The 18,610-nt window shown below is 49.9% G+C and carries 18 protein-coding genes; 10 read left to right on the plus strand and 8 right to left on the minus strand.

What is annotated here, in order from left to right:
- The first annotated feature begins 364 nt into the window (after nt 1-364).
- From ASG24_RS01990 to ASG24_RS02000, 3 genes are read left to right on the plus strand one after another with little or no spacing between them, the layout of a single operon-like run.
- On the plus strand, nt 365-2,071 hold the full coding sequence (locus ASG24_RS01990; protein ID WP_055867273.1) for a CHASE2 domain-containing protein: 1,707 nt from the start codon (nt 365-367) through the stop codon (nt 2,069-2,071).
- Nucleotides 2,072-2,082: 11 nt separating this feature from the next.
- Complete coding sequence (locus ASG24_RS01995; RefSeq protein ID WP_055867276.1) at nt 2,083-2,577, plus strand: SH3 domain-containing protein; 495 nt, start codon at nt 2,083-2,085, stop codon at nt 2,575-2,577.
- The gene (locus ASG24_RS02000) at nt 2,574-3,488 is read left to right on the plus strand and encodes a M48 family metalloprotease (protein WP_235562279.1); all 915 of its coding nucleotides are present in this window, start codon (nt 2,574-2,576) and stop codon (nt 3,486-3,488) included. The genes ASG24_RS01995 and ASG24_RS02000 overlap by 4 nt, the downstream gene beginning before the upstream one ends.
- Nucleotides 3,489-3,552: 64 nt before the next feature.
- Here ASG24_RS02000 and ASG24_RS02005 read toward each other — a convergent pair whose 3' ends face one another.
- The 6 genes from ASG24_RS02005 to ASG24_RS02030 form a co-directional block, all read right to left on the minus strand.
- On the minus strand, nt 3,553-4,557 hold the full coding sequence (locus tag ASG24_RS02005; protein WP_055825798.1) for an AI-2E family transporter: 1,005 nt from the start codon (nt 4,555-4,557) through the stop codon (nt 3,553-3,555).
- A 29-nt stretch (nt 4,558-4,586) separates the two neighbouring features.
- Nucleotides 4,587-5,144 (minus strand): YigZ family protein, encoded by a 558-nt coding sequence (locus ASG24_RS02010; protein ID WP_055867279.1) that lies wholly within the window; start codon nt 5,142-5,144, stop codon nt 4,587-4,589.
- Between the two features lie 10 nt (nt 5,145-5,154).
- The gene (locus ASG24_RS02015; protein WP_055867281.1) at nt 5,155-6,804 is read right to left on the minus strand and encodes a formate--tetrahydrofolate ligase; all 1,650 of its coding nucleotides are present in this window, start codon (nt 6,802-6,804) and stop codon (nt 5,155-5,157) included.
- A gap of 39 nt (nt 6,805-6,843) precedes the next feature.
- Nucleotides 6,844-8,340 carry a helicase HerA-like domain-containing protein gene (locus ASG24_RS02020; protein WP_055867284.1) on the minus strand — a complete coding sequence of 499 codons (1,497 nt, stop codon included), beginning with the start codon at nt 8,338-8,340 and terminating at the stop codon, nt 6,844-6,846.
- A 95-nt stretch (nt 8,341-8,435) separates the two neighbouring features.
- Nucleotides 8,436-8,936 (minus strand): DUF302 domain-containing protein, encoded by a 501-nt coding sequence (locus ASG24_RS02025; RefSeq protein ID WP_235562310.1) that lies wholly within the window; start codon nt 8,934-8,936, stop codon nt 8,436-8,438.
- A 144-nt stretch (nt 8,937-9,080) separates the two neighbouring features.
- Nucleotides 9,081-10,007 carry a CysB family HTH-type transcriptional regulator gene (locus tag ASG24_RS02030; RefSeq protein ID WP_055825815.1) on the minus strand — a complete coding sequence of 309 codons (927 nt, stop codon included), beginning with the start codon at nt 10,005-10,007 and terminating at the stop codon, nt 9,081-9,083.
- Nucleotides 10,008-10,113: 106 nt separating this feature from the next.
- Here ASG24_RS02030 and ASG24_RS02035 point away from each other — a divergent pair, with 106 nt between their 5' ends.
- The 7 genes from ASG24_RS02035 to fdxA all read left to right on the plus strand — a co-directional run bounded on the left by ASG24_RS02035 (nt 10,114) and on the right by fdxA (nt 16,755).
- Complete coding sequence (locus ASG24_RS02035) at nt 10,114-10,884, plus strand: sulfite exporter TauE/SafE family protein (protein ID WP_055825818.1); 771 nt, start codon at nt 10,114-10,116, stop codon at nt 10,882-10,884.
- Nucleotides 10,885-10,923: 39 nt separating this feature from the next.
- Nucleotides 10,924-12,597 carry a nitrite/sulfite reductase gene (locus ASG24_RS02040; protein ID WP_055825821.1) on the plus strand — a complete coding sequence of 558 codons (1,674 nt, stop codon included), beginning with the start codon at nt 10,924-10,926 and terminating at the stop codon, nt 12,595-12,597.
- Nucleotides 12,594-13,211, plus strand: coding sequence for a DUF934 domain-containing protein (locus ASG24_RS02045; RefSeq protein ID WP_055867290.1), 618 nt, complete (start codon nt 12,594-12,596; stop codon nt 13,209-13,211). The genes ASG24_RS02040 and ASG24_RS02045 overlap by 4 nt, the downstream gene beginning before the upstream one ends.
- A complete protein-coding gene (locus ASG24_RS02050; protein WP_055867293.1) occupies nt 13,208-13,966 on the plus strand; it encodes a phosphoadenylyl-sulfate reductase in 759 nt (252 codons plus the stop codon). The genes ASG24_RS02045 and ASG24_RS02050 overlap by 4 nt, the downstream gene beginning before the upstream one ends.
- Nucleotides 13,967-14,042: 76 nt before the next feature.
- Nucleotides 14,043-14,972 (plus strand): sulfate adenylyltransferase subunit CysD, encoded by a 930-nt coding sequence (cysD, locus tag ASG24_RS02055; RefSeq protein WP_055825829.1) that lies wholly within the window; start codon nt 14,043-14,045, stop codon nt 14,970-14,972.
- A gap of 78 nt (nt 14,973-15,050) precedes the next feature.
- On the plus strand, nt 15,051-16,325 hold the full coding sequence (cysN, locus tag ASG24_RS02060; RefSeq protein ID WP_055867296.1) for a sulfate adenylyltransferase subunit CysN: 1,275 nt from the start codon (nt 15,051-15,053) through the stop codon (nt 16,323-16,325).
- 106 nt (nt 16,326-16,431) lie between these two features.
- Nucleotides 16,432-16,755 carry a ferredoxin FdxA gene (fdxA, locus tag ASG24_RS02065; RefSeq protein WP_055825835.1) on the plus strand — a complete coding sequence of 108 codons (324 nt, stop codon included), beginning with the start codon at nt 16,432-16,434 and terminating at the stop codon, nt 16,753-16,755.
- A gap of 63 nt (nt 16,756-16,818) precedes the next feature.
- Here fdxA and rnhB read toward each other — a convergent pair whose 3' ends face one another.
- Nucleotides 16,819-17,436 (minus strand): ribonuclease HII, encoded by a 618-nt coding sequence (gene rnhB / locus ASG24_RS02070; RefSeq protein WP_055867299.1) that lies wholly within the window; start codon nt 17,434-17,436, stop codon nt 16,819-16,821.
- Nucleotides 17,433-18,602 (minus strand): lipid-A-disaccharide synthase, encoded by a 1,170-nt coding sequence (gene lpxB, locus ASG24_RS02075; RefSeq protein WP_055867303.1) that lies wholly within the window; start codon nt 18,600-18,602, stop codon nt 17,433-17,435. The genes rnhB and lpxB overlap by 4 nt, the downstream gene beginning before the upstream one ends.
- Nucleotides 18,603-18,610 lie beyond the last annotated feature (8 nt).

Genomic DNA, 18,610 nt, shown 5'->3' on the forward strand with positions numbered 1-18,610 from the left:
ACATCTGTTGCAGAAAGGTTTCACTCGCGTGAAGCTTATGTGACTAGTAAGACTACTGGCTAGTTGGACTAGGTGCTAGAAAAGAAAAAACCCCGAATAAACGGGGTTATAAATGACTTTAACTTGAAAACACGACACAATCACACGAAGGCATCCATCATGCTGATGATCATGAGTAGCATAAATCCAAAAAACAGAATTTTCAGATTTAAACTCATAAACGGCCCTGTGCATTTGTGATGTTGCTAGAATAGGACTATCGCATTTGTCTCTCAATGGCCCGTTTGGGTCAATTCAGGCATGGCGTACGACAATAATACTAACCATCCCACCTTGGCGTCACACGTCATCACAAGGGAGCGATATGCTAAAACTAAAACTCATGCTGGGGTTCTGGCTGGCCAGCCTGACCCGCAGGCTGAAAAATAATTTTTACCTGTATCTGGCATTGCTGTTCAGCGCTTTTATTTTGCTGGATGCAGGTGTGTTCCATGTCGGGCAGAACATGCGTGACAAGGCGTTTGACATGATGGTGAAAAACCGCATTTTCAAACCGGACCCTGATCCTGCCATCGTCATTATCGATATCAATGAAGCCAGCCTGGAAGCGATGTCCAAGGAATATGGCCGCTGGCCGTGGCCGCGCCAGGTGATAGGCGAATTGGTCGAGAATATCCAGCGCCAGCAACCGAAAGCGATCATCTTCGATATCGTGTTTTCGGATGCCGATGTGTATAACCCGGATAGTGACAGCTACTTCAATGATGTCATTACCGCTTGTGAAAACTGCTTCTTCCCGTTGTTGCGGCTGGACGCCAGCCAGGACAGTAAAAGCCAGCTGACTTACGCGCAAATCCCCGGCTTGACCCATAGCACTGATGCAGACCAGCAAGCGACGTTCGCGGCTATCCCCCCGTATTTCAAAGGGGCCTGGAAGCAGCAGCGTATGGGTACCCATAATGTCTACCCAGATAGTGACGGCGTGGTGCGCCAATACCGCATGCGCCATCACGACAGAGGCTGGACCTTACCCGCCCTGCCCTTGCTGGTGGCAGATGCCATGCAGTTCGAGACCAGCAACACACCGGATGACATGCTGCTGAACTGGCGCGGCAAACCGTTTACCTACCAGTATGTTTCATTCAGTGATGTTTACACCGATAGCTCCAGCTCACAGCCAAAACGTGCTGGTGATGAATTCAAGGACAAGATTGTCATCATAGGTTCCACCGCGCCGGCACTGTTTGATATCAAGCCAACTGCGATGGATAAGCAATTTCCCGGCGTGGAGATTCTGGCAACGGCGCTGGATAACACCTTGCACCAGGATTACCTGAAAGTCTGGCGGGGCAAACTGCCTTATATTTTGCTTAGCCTGTTATTGGTGTGGCTGACCACACTGGCGTTTTATTTCAAGGTAGACCGCGACCGTTTCAATGGCATCTTTACCGGCAGCCAGATCGGCCTGCTGGTATTGTCATACCTGGCGATCAACTTTATTCATACTTATCTCGACCTGGCCGCGCCTATTGTCTGGGCAGTCGCTTATTTCGGTATCGCCAAAATTTACGCACTGGCGACTGACCGTGCCCTGCAGCGCTGGCTGGCGTTTGGGCTGACATCTAACAGTGAAGAACTGGAAGTTTTGCTGATGCCGATAGCGATTGAAAGCCCGGAAACCCTGGGTGACGCAGTGATGAAACTGGTCCGCAAAGAAATCGAATTTGCCTGCCGCGCACCCAACCAGACTGATATTCTGGTTGGCACCCAAAGCGGCATCTGGGGCTTGTTTGGCGACATGGTCATTGTTAGCTGGCAATATAAACCTGAAGACGCTTATCGTGAGGCTGCAGCGCAAGATGCGCAGCAACTGGCGACACAATTACCGTCATTGCTGAATAAGCTGGGTCTGCCACATCACCCAACGCTTCGTTATGGCATGCACCAGGGCAATATCGTCAACCGGGCCGACCAACTGGCGGCACAATGGCGGCTATTGTTTGCACAGGCGATGATAGAACTGGAAAAAGACTATTTATCAACCACGGAGAAAGTTGAGACACCTAGATGATAAAAAGAAGCATGATAAAGAACAGTCTACTGGGACTGTTGACCGCACTCGCTTGCAGCAGCGCGATGGCAGCCGAGACTGGCGTTGTATTAAAACCTGATCAATTACGCGCCGATGCTTTTAGCGATGCCAAAGTAGTCGGTAATGTGAATAAAAACGACGCTGTAGATATTCTGAATAAAAAAGGCGCCTGGCTGCAAATCAAATCCGCAGGCAAAACCGGCTGGGTGCGTTTGCTGACGGTTAAACGTAACAGTGCTGGCGGTAATAATGTCGCCGGCGTAGTTGGTGTGGCTACCGGCCGCAGTGGCACGGGCAAAGTGGTTTCCACGACCGGTATCCGCGGACTGAGTGCCGAGGATCTGAAAACAGCACAATTCAATGAAGCTGAAACCAAAAAAATGGAGAGTTACACCGTCAGTGCGGATGAGGCAAAACAATTTGCCGCCAGCGGTGGCTTAAGCAGCCGCCAATATCCATACTTTCAGGGAGCCAGCCAGCCATGAATCACAGATTATTGAACAAAAACCTGTTAAAACAGGCAGTCATGCTGGCTATCTGTAGCGGCATGATGGCTGGCACCGCCGTCGCCCTGGACCTGAAAGGGGTGCTTAAAGATGCGGTGAATGAGCAACTTGGCGGCAAGACTGAACAGCCTGCACAAGCCACTGAGGGCCAGAATACTTCTGCGCAGGATAAACTAGCCAATATCAACTGGAAAAATCCCAGCCAGGAAGACGAAATTGCAGTAGGCCGTAACGTGACCGGTACCATACTTGGCGCCGCGCCGCTGGTCAATGATGCCAAGCTGCAAGCATACGTCAATAAAGTCGGGCGCTGGGTCGCCAGCCAGTCCGAGCGTACCAGCCTGCCCTGGCATTTTGGCGTGATTGATAGTACAGATATCAACGCATTTGCAGCGCCGGGTGGGTATGTACTGATTACCAAAGGCTTGTATCACCGTTTAGCCAGCGAGGCACAACTGGCTGGTGTACTGGGTCATGAAATCGCCCATGTCGTACAAAGGCATCATTTAAAAGTGATGCAAAAACAGGCGCTGATGGATGCCGGCACATCATTCCTGAAAGAAAAGATCAGCAAAAATAAAATCACGCAGCGTGCCGTGACTACCGGTGCCGAAATCAGTGCACGCAACCTGGATAAAAGCGCTGAATACGAGGCTGACAGCATGGGCACAGTATTAGCCGCAAGGGCCGGTTATGACGCGTATGGCCTGGCAGAAGTATTACAGGAGATGGAACTGCTAGGCAATAATGATGGGAGCGTAGCGCTGCTTTTCCAGACCCACCCTCACCCGGATGACCGTGTGGCGCAACTGAGCCTGGTCAGCGGTGACCAGATAGATAAAATCAGTGGTGGTAAAACCCTGGAAAACCGCCTTTACAAGCTGAAGTAAACTTTATTGCTGAAAACAAATAAGGCTCGCCGTGGCGAGCCTTATTTAATCTAACAACCTGCACCTATACCCAACCGCGCTCGCGGCACTCATTTTTAATATAAGCGTAATACACAGGTGCAGCTACTATGCCCGCTAAACCGAAAGTGGCTTCCATTAGCAGCATCGCGACCAGCAATTCCCAGGCGTGTGCGCGTATCTGGCTGCCGACTATCCGCGCATTGAGGAAATACTCAAGTTTATGAATCACAATTAAAAATAACAGTGACCCGATGGCGACGATAAAGGAGTGACTGATACTCACAATCACAATCACGGTATTAGAGATCAGGTTACCGACCACCGGCAGCAAACCAACCAGGAAAGTCAGCAAAATCATGGTTTTGGTAAATGGCAAATGGATGCCGCAAAGCGGCAGGATAATCGCCAGGTAAATAGCAGTCAGGCTGGCGTTCACCGCAGAAATCTTGACTTGCGCAAATACGATATTCTTAAACGCCTGTGCAAATAACCCCACTCGCTGCAATAGGCTTTGTGCAAACGGACGCTGGTTAGTTTTGGTTTGCACGTCATGCAAAGCGACCATCGCACCAATCACCATACCAATGAGAATATGTGCAAAATGGTGCCCGGCTTCTTTACCCAGCAACTGCCAATCTGCCGAATGCGCACGTAACCATTCGATCACCGTTTGCTGCAGTGTAATGGCATCATCGGGCAGGCGGTCATTCAGCCAGACTGGCAGCACTGCACGCGAGTCTTCAATAATACGGGCAAGCTGGTCAAACAGCATGGTCAGGCCGCCAGTATCACTGCGGATCAGGGTCACGATACTCATACCCATCGCCACCAGTAAACCAATCACAAAGGTCGCGAGCAGAACCACTGCCAGCCACTTGGCATATTTGCCAGGCACCCTGCGCGCAATAATCGGTGAAATCACATGAATCAGCTCGAATACCAGCAGGCCTACCAGTAAAGCGGGCAGTAGCTGTACTTTTAATACCAGCCACATCAAAACGGCCATCAGCACATAGGTGGCGGTATCAAATTTTTGGGTTTGGGTCACAGCAGACTCCGGACTTTCGTCATGAATGGCTAATATTTGGCTTGCAACTGCCGGGCAGCATCGACCGGTAATTTAAGCAGGAAGTGGACAGCTTCATCAAACTGCTTGTCCAGCACTTCCCCGTTTAATCTTTGTACTTCCCGCGTCAGCTCATCAACGCGTTTGTAAGAAGTGGAAATTTTCAGGTGTACCATTTCAATAAACGGGATTGTCCCAGCCTGATCCATGGCCTGCCTGGCAGTGCCGCCATAGGCACGCACCAGGCCACCAGTGCCCAGATTAATCCCGCCGTAATAGCGGACCACGGCGACGCAGCAATTGACATAATTTTGACCGTCCAGCATTTGCTGAATCGGTTTGCCCGCAGTGCCTGCAGGCTCGCCCGCGTCAGAAAAGCGAGCGACTATGCCTTCAGCGGTTTTCATGCGGAAAGCATATGCCAGGTGACCTGCGCCTTGATGCTCACTGGCAAACTGGCGCAAAAACAATGCGAGCTCGCGTTCGTTTTCACACCGCGCAGCGCGGGCAATAAAGCGTGACTTGTTGATGGTTTGGTCGGCCTGGCCGAGTTGACTAAACGTCTGCATGACTAAGATTTCAGGAAAGGCCGATTATTCTACCACTGGGATCCACGGTGATACGCTGGCTGGCGGGCTGTTTCGGCAAGCCCGGCATGGTCATAATGTCGCCACATACAGCGACAACGAAACCGGCACCACGCGATAATCGCAACTCTCGCACATGCAAGGTATGCCCTACCGGTACGTTGCGCAGCTTGGCATCAGAGGATAATGAATATTGTGTTTTTGCTACGCATACCGGCAAACCGCGACTTGCTTCGGCCATGGCCTCTAACTGTTGTTCTGCCTGCGCGCTGAATGTCACATCTTTAGCACCATATAGCGATCGTGCAATGGCATGCAGTTTATCAGTCAGTGACAAATCATCCTGGTATAGCAATGTTGGATTGGCTGTTTGTTGCGTCAGGTTGGCAACCGCATGTGCCAGGTCGAGTGCACCCTTACCACCCTGCGCCCAATGCCGGCATACATGTAGACTGCTTCCCCAGGATTCAACGGCTGACTGTAACAACGCAACTTCAGCCTCGGTATCATGCGTAAAGTGGTTAAGTGCGACCAATACCGGCAAACCGAAATGCTGGCGCATGTTATCTACATGTTTTTTCAGGTTAGCCATACCGACAGAGAGCGCTTGAAGATTCTCTGTATTCAGATCAGCCACTTCCACCCCACCGTGATATTTGAGTGCGCGGATAGTCGCCACCACTACTGCCATATCCGGCCTTAACCCGGATTGGCGGCATTTGATATCCATAAATTTCTCGGCACCGAGATCGGCACCAAAGCCCGCTTCAGTCACTACGTAATCTGCCAGCCGCAAAGCGGTTTGCGTGGCGACCAGGCTATTACAACCGTGAGCGATATTGGCGAATGGGCCACCATGTAACAACGCTGGCGACCCTTGCAGGGTTTGCACCAGATTAGGCTGAAAGGCATCTTTTAATAAGGCGGTCATTGCGCCTTCCGCTTGCAAATCACTGGCAAAAATAGGCTCGCGTTTTGTTGACTGTCCCACTTGCATACGGCCCAGACGACGGGTTAAATCTGCCAGATCAGTCGCCAGGCAAAAAATCGCCATCACTTCACTGGCTACCGTAATATCAAAACCGGTGTCATAGGCATACGGCTGGTTAATGGTAATCCTGCGCAAGGCGCGGTCATTCATATCCATACAGCGCCGCCAGCTAATATGATCAAACTGCAAGGCGTTGCCATGGTAAATATGGTTATCCACTAAAGCAGCCAGCAGGTTATTGGCAGCACTGATGGCATGAAAATCGCCGGTGAAATGCAGGTTGATATTTTCCATGGGCACGACCTGCGCGTAACCACCACCGGTGGCGCCGCCCTTCATGCCAAATACGGGGCCTAAAGAGGGTTCGCGCAAACAGGCCAATGCCTTGTAGCCAGCCAGGTTCAAGGCATCGGTCAAACCCACCGTCGTGGTGGTCTTGCCTTCGCCTGCTGGCGTCGGATTGATGGCTGTCATCAAAATCAGTTTGGCACGCACCGGTTGTGTACGCAGTTGATTCACGGTGGATTGCGTAAGCTTGGCCATATGCTGGCCATGAAGATGCAAATCTGAATCAGAAAGCCCTAATCGCCGGGCAATATCAGTGATAGGGCTTAATGTGGCCGCTTGCGCAATTTCGATATCACTTAACATGCGTATCCCTGGTTCAGGTTTCAAGGTCAAGTTTGATGATTAACGTTTGGATTTGCTGCCTCCGAGAATAGATCCTAGCACGCCCCTGATAATGGCACGGCCCAGTTGAGAGCCAATCGCCCGTGCTGCAGATTTCGCTGCAGACTCTAATACCGAGTCGGAGCGGCTTGTTTTACCACTGAGAATTCCGCCCAGATCAAATCCGGAAGAGGACTCTTGCTCTTGCGGGGCTTTTTCCTGAGTGGCCGCAGCGGCTTGCTCAGCCCGTTGCTTGAGAGTCTCATAGGCAGATTCCCTGTCCACTAACTTGTCATACACTCCCGCAACCAGTGACTGCGTCATTACCTGGTTACGTTCAGCATCGGTTGCGGGACCCACCCTGCTTTCCGGCGGACAGATAAATGTGCGCTCTACAGGCGTTGGGGCACCCTTCTCATCCAGGAATGAAACCAGCGCTTCGCCTACCCCTAGCTCGGTAATGGCAGTAGCCACATTCAATTTTGGATTAGCGCGGAAGGTTTGCGCCGCGACCTGCACTGCTTTCTGGTCACGCGGCGTAAAAGCGCGCAAAGCATGCTGGACACGGTTACCCAATTGCCCAAGCACCACATCCGGAATATCCAGCGGATTTTGCGACACGAAATAGATGCCTACCCCTTTTGAACGCACCAATCGCACCACTTGTTCGATTTTCTGCATCAACATTGCGGGTGCATCGTTAAACAGCAAATGCGCTTCATCAAAAAAGAAGACGAGTTTTGGTTTTTCCAGGTCACCCACTTCCGGCAGTTTTTCGAATAGCTCGGATAACAGCCACAATAGTAAAGTGGCATAAACACGTGGTGAATTCAGTAATTTATCCGCCGCAAGGATATTGATATAGCCCAAACCTTTGGCATCGGTTTGCATCATATCTTCCAGGTTTAGCGCTGGCTCTCCGAACAAAGCATCACCGCCTTCAGTTTCCAGTTGCAGTAATGATCGTTGAATCGCGCCCACACTGGCGGTTGAAATATTGCCGTATTGCGTCTGGTAGGTCGCGGCATTTTCAGCACAGTGCTGCGCCATGGCACGTAAATCTTTCAAATCCAAGAGCAGCATGCCATTGTCATCGGCCACCTTGAAAATCGCGTTCAGTACACCGCTTTGCACTTCGTTAAGGTTAAGCATGCGGGAAAGTAACAAAGGGCCCATTTCGCTAAGTGTGGTGCGAACCGGATGCCCTTTAGCACCAAACATATCCCAGAACATGACCGGGTAAGCTTTATTGCTGTAACCCGTTAGCGCCAGCTGCTGCACGCGTGCCTCGACTTTGGCATTGCCACCGCCAACCTGGCTCATGCCGGATAAATCCCCTTTGACGTCAGCCATAAATACCGGCACACCAATACGTGAAAACTGTTCGGCCAAACTTTGCAAGGTCACGGTTTTGCCTGTGCCGGTGGCACCTGCAATCAGGCCATGGCGGTTGGCCATTTTTGGCAACATCACACTGTCGGTTTCATTATTTTTGGCGATGAGCATCGGTTCTATCATGGGAAGCACTCGTTTAAGTAATTGTTTGGTTGAGTATAGGTGATGCCCCAGAAAAGTGGAAGGTAGTTGGCGGCAAACGATAGATCAAGAATCGCTTAAAAATCACCGCGACGTGCTTTTTCCATCAAACCAATCAAGGCATCTTCCAGTTGCTGCGCTGAAGCCTGCGCCCTGGGGGTAGGATTTTTGATATTTTTCAGATCATGCGTAGGCCTATCCAGCCCTAGGTATAAACGCCGCTTGCCTTGCGCATCCGGTTTCTCATATATAGCCACCCTGCAAGGCGCAAATACCAGGAACTCGGGATGATCCAGGATAATTTCCGTGCCCATGCTGAGGTTACAAAAGGTGCGGACCTCCTTGATCCCTTGTGGGTCTTGCCCGCGCAATTTCATATGTTCGCCAATCGGGAAATTGGCCGGACTGACAAAATTCAAACCTTCAGAAATAGACTTTAAGCTATCCACCAGATCCTGGTAGCTGACATTTGGCTGAACCGGTACTTCATAAATCGCGTTATCCAGATCTACATCAGGCATGCCATGGCCGATTGCACGCATGTGCGGCCCTTTATCCATCGCCTGCGCACATCCCATAATCGGCATACATAGCCATAGCAAACAACATAAGCCCGAGATGCAGCGATGCATGGTCAACATTCCTTTTTTAATTGAAGTTCATTACAGCACAGCGCCCTAAGCAGTCATGTGACTAAAATCACGGCAAATCACCAGCAGGGTTTATAAGTCTTGATGAAAAGCGCGCTGCACCGTACGTTTGTCGTATTGCGGCGACAGCATGGTAATAAAATTCAACATATAGTCACGCAAAAAAGCATCACGACGCACGCCCAGATAAGTCGTGCTATTCGGGAATAAATGACTGCAATCCAGGCTTTTAAGGGGCGCATCTCGTACTTCGTCATAGGCCATATTCGCAATAAGACCTATCCCGAGACCAAGGTTGACGTAAGTTTTAATTACGTCGGCATCAATCGCGGTAAACACAACGTTCGGTTGTAAATCGGCGTCATGAAATACTTTAGAAACCAAAGTACCACCGGTAAATGCAAAGTCATAGGTAATCAGCGGGTAATCCGCCAGGTCTTTTAATGTCAGTTTGCCTTTTTGCAGCAAGGGATGTTGCGGCGGCACTACCAGGCAGCGGTTCCACTCGTAACATGAAAGGCACGACAAACGCTCGTCATCACTGATATTTTCGGTTGCGATGCCGATATCGGCCTCACCGGAAGCCACATGCTCGGTGACCTGTGCCGGGTTACCCTGGTGGATCGCCAGTTTGACGTTAGGATATTGCGCGATGAACTGTTTAACTGCAGACGGCAAACGGTACCGCGCCTGTGTGTGTGTCGTAGCAATGGTGAGTTCACCACTATCTTCCTGGCTATATTCATCGCCCACGCGTTTGATATTCTGCATATCCAGGATCACGCGTGCTGCCAGATCTACAATCTTACGGCCGGGTTCGGTGACACCGATCAGGCGTTTGCCATTACGCTGGAATATTTGCAGGCCCAACTCTTCTTCAAGCAACTGAATCTGTTTGCTCACACCCGGCTGTGAAGTGTGCAGCACTTCTGAAGCAGAAGAGATATTCAGCTGTTGACGGACAACCTCATGTATATAGCGTAATTGGTGAAATTTCATTGCCTGCTCAATATAACCAAAAGCTATATCATAGAACAACTGGTTATTAAATCAATAATTAAAAATCTGGTACATTTCGCGCACTAAAGTTAAGAAGATACTCCTCATGGAATTCGGATACATACTGGCAGGCTTTGTTGTCGGTTTTTTGGTGGGTTTAACAGGCGTTGGCGGTGGTTCGTTAATGACACCCATTTTGTTGCTGGTTTATAACGTGAAACCAGCGGTAGCAGTCGGCACAGACTTACTTTATGCATCCATCACCAAATCTGTCGGTATTTTTGCGCATGGCAAACTGGGGAACATTGACTGGCGCATTGTGAAGCGCCTGGCTATCGGTAGCGTACCTGCCTCTATGGTCACATTGTGGGCGCTGCAAAGTATGGACTTGCAATCTAGCAGTGCCGTCTCCACCATTAAGTTCTGGTTGGGCATTGCACTGATTATCACTTCTATCGCTGTGTTGCTGCGAAACAAACTGATCTCCCTGGTTGCCAGTGAAGAATGGATTCCCGTCCGCTATGTGCCCGCAGCGACGATAATTCTCGGCATCATACTTGGCGGATTAGTGACCCTCACTTCAGTCGGTGCCGGCGCTTTGGGCGTAACTGCGCTCATCATGCTCTACCCTAAAGAAAAGATCACCACTATTGTCGGCAGTGATATCGCGCATGCGGTGCCATTGACGCTGGTGGCTGGTGTAGGTCATGCCTCTTTGGGCACAATAGACTACACCTTGCTAGGCACATTATTGATAGGTTCAATCCCTGGCATCTATCTCGGTAGCCACCTGAGTTCGCGGGTTGCCGAGCACTGGGTGCGTATTGTGCTGGCTATGATATTGATTTATGTAGGCTTTAAGCTGGTTTTCCATTAAAATACTGCCTCTTCGCAATGGCGAAAAAGTGATTTAAGCATGTACAAATACGACCCTATAGACCAACAAATTGTCAACGAACGTGTCGCCCAATACCGCGACCAGACCCGCCGCTACATCGCTGGCGAGTTATCCGATGAAGAATACCGCCCGTTAAGGTTACAGAACGGCCTGTATATCCAACGCCATGCGCCTATGCTGCGTATTGCGATCCCTTATGGTTTGCTTGCAAGCAAACAGTTGCGCAAACTGGCAGATATTACAAAAAAATATGACCGCGGATACGGACATTTCAGCACCCGCCAAAACCTGCAATTGAACTGGCCAAAACTGGAAGATACGCCGGATATCCTGGCGGAGCTTGCCACTGTCGAGATGCATGCCATCCAGACCTCGGGCAATTGCATCCGCAATATCACGACTGATCAGTTTGCAGGGATTGCACCGGATGAAATTATTGACCCGCGTGCAATTGCAGAAATCATGCGTCAATGGAGTACATTCCACCCGGAATTTGCGTTGTTACCTCGTAAATTCAAGATTGCAGTTTCCGGTACAACGCAAGACCGCGCCATTGTGCAAGCGCATGATATCGGCCTGGAATTTTACAAAGACAGCAATGACCAGATGGCAATTAAGGTCTGGGTTGGTGGTGGCCTGGGCCGTACACCTATCCTGGGCACGGTAATTCGCGAGCATCTTGAATGGCAGCATATCCTGTCTTACTGCGAAGCCGTCATTCGTGTGTACAACGTGCATGGCCGCCGCGATAACGCTTACAAAGCGCGTATCAAGATTCTGGTGAAAGCCCTGGGCATTGAAGAATTCAAACGCCAGGTAGAAGAAGAATGGGCGCATTTGAAAGACGGCCCGCTCACGATTACCAATGCCGAACTCGACCGCGTGGCCCAATATTTTGAGCCTATGCCTTATGAAACCTTGCCAGCGCATGATCCATCATTTGATGCTGCTATTGCCTGCAACCCGGCATTTGCGACCTGGGTGAAGCGTTCAGTACAACCACATCGTGTACCTGGTTACCGTGCAGTGACCTTGTCATTGAAACCACATGGCAAAGCGCCAGGTGACGTCACTAGCGAACAAATGCATGTAGTTGCTGATCTTGCAGATGCTTACAGCTTTGGCGAACTGCGTTCTTCACATGAGCAAAACCTGATTTTGGCAGATGTGAAACTATCTGATTTGTTTGCCGTTTGGGAAAAAGCACGCGCAGCCGGTTTGGCAACGCCTAATATTGGCCTGCTAACAGACATTATTTGCTGCCCTGGCGGTGATTTCTGCAGCCTTGCCAATGCTAAATCCATCCCGATTGCAGAAGCGATTCAAAACCAGTTTGATGATCTGGATTACCTGCATGAAATTGGTGACATCGAACTGAATATTTCCGGTTGCATGAACGCTTGCGGCCATCACCATGTAGGCCATATTGGTGTGCTTGGCGTGGATAAAGACGGCTCTGAATGGTATCAGGTGACTATTGGTGGCAAGCAAGGCAATGACGCCAGTATCGGCAGCGTGATTGGTCCTTCTTTCTCGGCTGAAGAGATGCCGGGCGTAGTGCAAAAACTGATAGAAGTGTATATCCGTGAACGTCATGAAGATGAGCGTTTTATCGATACTGTCCGCCGGTTAGGCATCGCGCCATTCAAAGCGCATGTTTATGCAGACCAGAAAAAAGGAGCCACGGCATGAGTAACCTGATTCGTCTGAATGCCGAAGGTGTAGCTGAAATCGTGCAGGATGAATGGATACGTGTGATCCCCCCTGCCCTCGGTGAAGAGTCTGTACGCAAGCAAGCGGGTAAAGTCGTATTGTTCAAGTTGACTGGCGAAACCACTTTTACACCTGAACAAATTGCCGACACACAAATCCCTGCAACTGGCAAAGTGCTGGTACCGCTGACGGTGTGGCAGGCTCGCAAGGCTGAGTTGCAAGCTCGTTTTGACGCTGGTGATGTTGGCATTGTGCTGGCAACCCATGAAACAGCAGAAGCTTTGCAGGCAGAATTTTCAGATATGAATAGCCTGCCGCTAGTTGCTGTATTCGTTGAGCGCTTTGCTGATGGCCGCATTTTCACCCTCGGCAACTGGTTGCGCACCCGCTTCGGTTACAAAAATGAATTGCGCGCCATTGGTGACGTATTGCGCGACCAGTTGTTTTTCCATAAACGTTCCGGCTTTAACAGCTTCCTGATCCGCGCTGACCGCTCTGCACAAGAGGCCGTCGCCAGCCTGAATGACTTTAGCCAGCCTTACCAGGGTGCTGTGGATGACGTGCCTGTCTGGCGGAGAGTAAATCGCTCATGAGTGGTGCTGTCAGCATGCTTAAGCCGGCCGCTAAAAATCCGGCTACCAGTCCTGAACTGATTGATGCATTGGTCAGCAGTGTGCAGGCCAAGCGTGCGCAAGCGTTAGAATTGCTGAAAGCAGCCGTTGCCGAATTTCCGGCAATCACCTTCGCCAACAGTTATGGCGCTGAAGATATGGTGCTCACAGACCTGATCGCAAAAGAGCAACTGCCTATCGAGATTTTCTCACTGGATACCGGTCGCCTGCCTGCTGAAACTTACACATTGATGGCTGATGTGGAAAATACCTATACCATTAAACCAATGGTGTTTTTCCCCAGGCACGAAGCGGTTGAAAATTATGTGCGCACGCAAGGCATTAATGCTTTTTACGAAAGCATTGAGCTGCGTAAAGCCTGCTGCCATATGCGTAAAGTCGAGCCATTGCAGCGCGCCCTTTCCGGCAAACGGGCATGGATCACAGGTATGCGTGCTGAACAGGCGACTACACGCAGCAACCTGCCGACCCGTGAATACGATGCAGGCAACAAGCTGGAAAAATTCAATCCTTTAAGTGATTGGACTGAAAAAGAAGTATGGGCCTATATCCGCATGTATAGCGTGCCCTACAATGATTTGCACGACCAGTTTTACCCAAGTATAGGCTGCGCGCCATGTACGCGTGCAGTCGCCATGGGCGAAGATATCCGTGCTGGCCGCTGGTGGTGGGAAGACCCGACGAATAAAGAATGCGGACTGCATGTTAAAAAGTAACGACAAATGACTACGGTTCAATCCATATGCTGTGTTGAACCTGAAAGCATTTGTGGCTGATTGATAGAAGATTGAAATGACAACTAAACAACCTTTGTCCCACCTCGACTGGCTGGAAGCTGAAGCCATACATATTTTGCGCGAAGTCGCTGGCCAATGCTCAAACCCGGTATTGCTGTTTTCGGGTGGTAAAGACTCATTATGTATTTTACGCCTGGCAGAAAAAGCATTCCGCCCTGGCCGTTTTCCGTTTCCGCTTTTGCATATTGACACCGGTCATAACTACCTGGAAGTGGTGAACTTCCGTGACCAGCGTGCGGCTGAATTGGGTGAGCGCCTGATTGTGCGCTCAGTGGAAGACTCGATCAAACGCGGCACGGTGGTATTGAAATCGGCCGATGAACCGCGTAACAAGCATCAATCTGTGACTTTGCTGGAAGCCATTGAAGAATTCGGCTTCGACTGCTGCATTGGCGGTGCCCGCAGGGACGAAGAAAAAGCGCGTGCCAAAGAACGCATCATGAGTTTCCGTGATGAATTCGGTCAGTGGGACCCAAAAAACCAGCGTCCTGAATTGTGGAACCTGTACAACGCCCGCGTGCATAAGGGTGAAAACATCCGCGCCTTCCCGATTTCAAACTGGACCGAAATGGATGTCTGGCAATATATCGAGCGCGAAAAACTGGAACTGCCTAGCATCTACTTTGCGCATCAGCGCGATGTCGTGATGCGTAATGGCTCGATTTTCCCGGTGAATGTGCCCCTGTCTGACGGTAGCCTGATTAATCAGCCAAAAGCGGCTGAAGAAGTCATCAACATGCAGGTGCGTTTCCGTACTGTAGGGGATATCACTTGCACGGCGCCAGTGATTTCGGATGCTGATGATGTCAGCAAAATCGTGATAGAGACGGCTACAACGACTATCACCGAGCGCGGTGCGACCCGTCTGGATGACCAGACCTCCGAGGCTTCGATGGAGCAGCGTAAAAAAGAAGGTTATTTCTAAAAATGCAGATAAATCCATGGGTAGCATTCCATAGGGCGTTTCCCAAGAGTTCTTCAGCATTTTAATTAAGTGAACATTATGACAACACAACACAATGATTCTTTGCTACGCTTTATGACTTGCGGCAGCGTGGATGATGGCAAAAGCACTTTAATTGGCCGCCTGCTATACGATACTAAAACCATTCTGACCGATACGCTAAGTAATATTGAGCGTACCTCGAGTAAACGCGGTATGGATGCCGTGGACCTGTCATTACTGACTGATGGCCTGCAAGCTGAACGTGAGCAAGGTATTACCATTGACGTGGCTTACCGTTATTTCAGCACCGGCACGCGTAAATACATCATCGCTGATGCGCCTGGTCATGAGCAATACACGCGTAATATGGTGACTGCCGCTTCTACAGCGAATCTGGCAATCATTTTGATCGACGCCCGCCGTGGTGTGCTGACACAAACGCGCAGACACAGCTACCTGGCGCATCTGGTAGGTCTGCAGCATATTGTGGTAGCAGTAAATAAGATGGACCTGGTTGATTATGACCAGGCCACATATGAAAAAATTAAAGCGGATTACCTGGCATTTGCTACCGAAATTGGCTTGGCGCAAGCACGTGATATCAAGTTTATCCCGATGTCTGCCCTTAACGGCGACATGCTGGTAGACCGCCTGGACAATCTGGATTGGTATCAAGGCGAGACGCTGCTGGAAATCCTGGAACAGGTGCCTGCAGCGCACAGCGACCCGGCAGAACAATTCCGCTTCCCGGTGCAATTTGTTTGTCGCCCACATGATTCTGCCAACCCTGAACTGCATGACTTCCGTGGCTTTATGGGCAGAGTTGAGTCTGGCGAGATTGCTGTAGGCGATGCTGTTACCGTATTACCTAACGGCTACCAATCCAAAGTCAAAGCCATTCAGATTGGCAATGATCAGTTGCAAAGCGCGCAAACAGAACAAAGTATTACCCTGTTGCTCGAAGACGAAATCGACACCTCGCGTGGTGATATGATTGTGAAAACCGCAGAAGTGATAGAGCCGGTGAAACAGATTGAAGCTCACGTTTGCTGGTTGTCTGAAACACCGCTGTCTCCAGCCCGTACGTATGTTGTGCGCCACACTTCTCGTGAATCCAAGGCCAAAATTGGTATGATTCAATACAAAGTAGATGTGAATACGCTGGAACAACAATCGACCGCTGACTTGAAAATGAATGACATTGCGCGTGTCAGCTTTAAACTGGCCCAGCCGTTGATGGTGGATAGTTATGATAAAAACCGTGCCACTGGCGCGTTTATCGTCATCGACGAAAGTACCAACAATACCGTTGGCGCGGGTATGATTGTTTGATCAATCGCAACGCAACTCATCGTCAATTAGACTAATTTGCAATAAAATATCGTTCTGGCTGACCCTAATATTTTGGCTGAAACCAAGCCGCTAAGGATTTGAAAAAATGACCTATGTAGTAACCGAAAATTGTATTCAGTGCAAATATACCGATTGCGTAGATGTGTGCCCGGTCGACTGCTTTGTTGAAGGCCCTAACTTTCTCGCCATTAACCCGGATGAGTGTATTGATTGCACCCTGTGTGTCGCGGAATGCCCTGCTGAAGCCATTTTCTCGGAAGACGATGTGCCAGCCGACCAGCAGCACTTTATCGAACTGAATGCGCGTCTATCAACGGTATGGCCTACCATCACCTCGAGAAAAGATCCTCTGCCTGAAGCAGACGATATGAACGGTAAACCAGGTAAAACTGCATTGCTGGTTGAGTAACCAATCTGCTCCAAATAAAAAACCGCTCAAGTGAGCGGTTTTTTATTTGTTCACGCTTGGGTTTTAACCACTTGCCGTGACGGACTGATGGCTTAAACCCACAACAAGCAGTTTTTTCACAGGCGCATAACTGCGACGGTGCTCAGCCGTTACACCGTATTCCGCCAGGCGCTCAAGGTGCAACGCAGTCGGGTAGCCTTTATGCTGGGCAAAGCCATACTGGGGATATTGTGTATCCAGTTCCAGCAAAGAAGCGTCCCTGGCTGTTTTTGCGAGGATAGAAGCCGCAGAAATCACAGCGACTTTACTATCGCCTTTAACAATGGCTTCACAAGGCAAATCAAACTTTGGCCGCCGATTACCATCTACTTGAATCAAGGTCGCATGCACATCAAAATCGTTCACCATTGCCAGGTACGCGCGCTGCATCGCCAGCATACTGGCTTGCAAGATATTGATCTCGTCTATTTCCTGCGCGCTGACACTGGCAATGCCCCAAGCCAGGGCATGTGCTTTAATTTCAATAGTTAGTGAATTACGTTTGGCTTCAGATATTTTTTTGGAATCCGCCAACCCTGGGATGGGGCGTTCTGGATTAAGAATCACAGCCGCTGCATATACCGCGCCGGCCAATGGACCCCTACCCGCCTCATCAATGCCACAGAGCCGCTGAATAGTCATGATGCGGCCGGCAAGAACTGCCTGATGACAGCAGCCGCCTTTTGCGCACTGTTCTGTTTTAATTGCGTATGGATAGCGCGATATTTTTCGCGCAGCACCGCCAGGCCAGTTTTATCTGCCAGTAAGTTATACAGCGTCTGTGCAATTTGTTCGGGATTGGCGTCCTTCTGCAATAACTCAGGCACAATAAATTCACCCGCCAGGATATTCGGCAAACCTACATAAGGTTGCAGACGCATGCGTTTCAGCAGTTGCCAGCTCATATTAGACATTTTGTAAGTGATTACCATCGGTTTTTTAAGCAAGGCTGCCTCAAGCGTTGCCGTGCCTGAAGCAACCACAATAGCATCAGCGGCTATCATGGCCTCATGGGCATGGCCGAACATGATCTGCATATCGATGTCGATATCAGGCTTTTGTGTCAGTAACTGATGCCATGCATTCTGGAATATATCGCGTGTTTCACGCGTCACCAGTGGCACCAGGAATTGCACGGTATTGCCATTCTCGCGCATCAACCGCTCAAATGAAATGGCCGTTTCCAGCATCAGCTCAGCATGAAAAATCACTTCTGACTGACGACTGCCAGGTAATAGTGCAATCACTACACTATTCTTCTTCAATTTGAGTTTTTCACGCATTTGCGACACATCTGGTTCCATAGGCAAAGCATCTGCCAGCGGGTGACCGATATAGGTCACAGGAACGCCTATCTGCTGATACAGGGGGGGCTCAAACGGGAACAGTGCCAAGATATGCGATACCGCACGTTTAATACTGTGAATACGGTTTTTGCGCCATGCCCAGATGGAAGGGCTCACGTAGTGAATAGTCGCAATGCCTTTGGCTTTCAGTTTCTTTTCTAACCAGAAATTAAAATCAGGTGCATCAATGCCAATAAACACATCAGGTTTCTGTATCAGGATTTGTTTGAGTAACTCTTTGCGTAGCTTGAGCAAGCCCCAAAGATGCCGGAGCACTTCCAGGTAACCACGTACCGAAAGGCGTTCAATCGGGTAAAGAGATTTAGCCCCTAAACTCATCATTTTAGGTCCGGCAATGCCAAAAATCTGAATATCTGGATGCAGTGACTTGAGCTCCTGGATCAGGTGGTAACCCAGCAAATCACCGGAGGCCTCGCCCGCCACCATTGCAATTTTAGCCATAGTGTTTT

It is taken from the genome of Methylophilus sp. Leaf414 (assembly GCF_001425425.1).
Taxonomy (GTDB): Bacteria; Pseudomonadota; Gammaproteobacteria; order Burkholderiales; family Methylophilaceae; genus Methylophilus.

Coding starts and splice junctions, on each gene's coding strand:
- lpxB (WP_055867303.1), bottom strand. CDS start 18,602: ATGGCTAAAATTGCAATGGTGGCGGGCGAGGCCTCCGGTGATTTGCTG.
- cysD (WP_055825829.1), top strand. CDS start 14,043: ATGACAACTAAACAACCTTTGTCCCACCTCGACTGGCTGGAAGCTGAA.
- ASG24_RS02025 (WP_235562310.1), bottom strand. CDS start 8,936: ATGGGATGTGCGCAGGCGATGGATAAAGGGCCGCACATGCGTGCAATC.
- ASG24_RS02040 (WP_055825821.1), top strand. CDS start 10,924: ATGTACAAATACGACCCTATAGACCAACAAATTGTCAACGAACGTGTC.
- ASG24_RS02030 (WP_055825815.1), bottom strand. CDS start 10,007: ATGAAATTTCACCAATTACGCTATATACATGAGGTTGTCCGTCAACAG.
- ASG24_RS02050 (WP_055867293.1), top strand. CDS start 13,208: ATGAGTGGTGCTGTCAGCATGCTTAAGCCGGCCGCTAAAAATCCGGCT.
- rnhB (WP_055867299.1), bottom strand. CDS start 17,436: ATGACTATTCAGCGGCTCTGTGGCATTGATGAGGCGGGTAGGGGTCCA.
- ASG24_RS02020 (WP_055867284.1), bottom strand. CDS start 8,340: ATGATAGAACCGATGCTCATCGCCAAAAATAATGAAACCGACAGTGTG.
- ASG24_RS02045 (WP_055867290.1), top strand. CDS start 12,594: ATGAGTAACCTGATTCGTCTGAATGCCGAAGGTGTAGCTGAAATCGTG.
- ASG24_RS01990 (WP_055867273.1), top strand. CDS start 365: ATGCTAAAACTAAAACTCATGCTGGGGTTCTGGCTGGCCAGCCTGACC.
- ASG24_RS02000 (WP_235562279.1), top strand. CDS start 2,574: ATGAATCACAGATTATTGAACAAAAACCTGTTAAAACAGGCAGTCATG.
- fdxA (WP_055825835.1), top strand. CDS start 16,432: ATGACCTATGTAGTAACCGAAAATTGTATTCAGTGCAAATATACCGAT.
- cysN (WP_055867296.1), top strand. CDS start 15,051: ATGACAACACAACACAATGATTCTTTGCTACGCTTTATGACTTGCGGC.
- ASG24_RS02015 (WP_055867281.1), bottom strand. CDS start 6,804: ATGTTAAGTGATATCGAAATTGCGCAAGCGGCCACATTAAGCCCTATC.
- ASG24_RS02010 (WP_055867279.1), bottom strand. CDS start 5,144: ATGCAGACGTTTAGTCAACTCGGCCAGGCCGACCAAACCATCAACAAG.
- ASG24_RS01995 (WP_055867276.1), top strand. CDS start 2,083: ATGATAAAGAACAGTCTACTGGGACTGTTGACCGCACTCGCTTGCAGC.
- ASG24_RS02035 (WP_055825818.1), top strand. CDS start 10,114: ATGGAATTCGGATACATACTGGCAGGCTTTGTTGTCGGTTTTTTGGTG.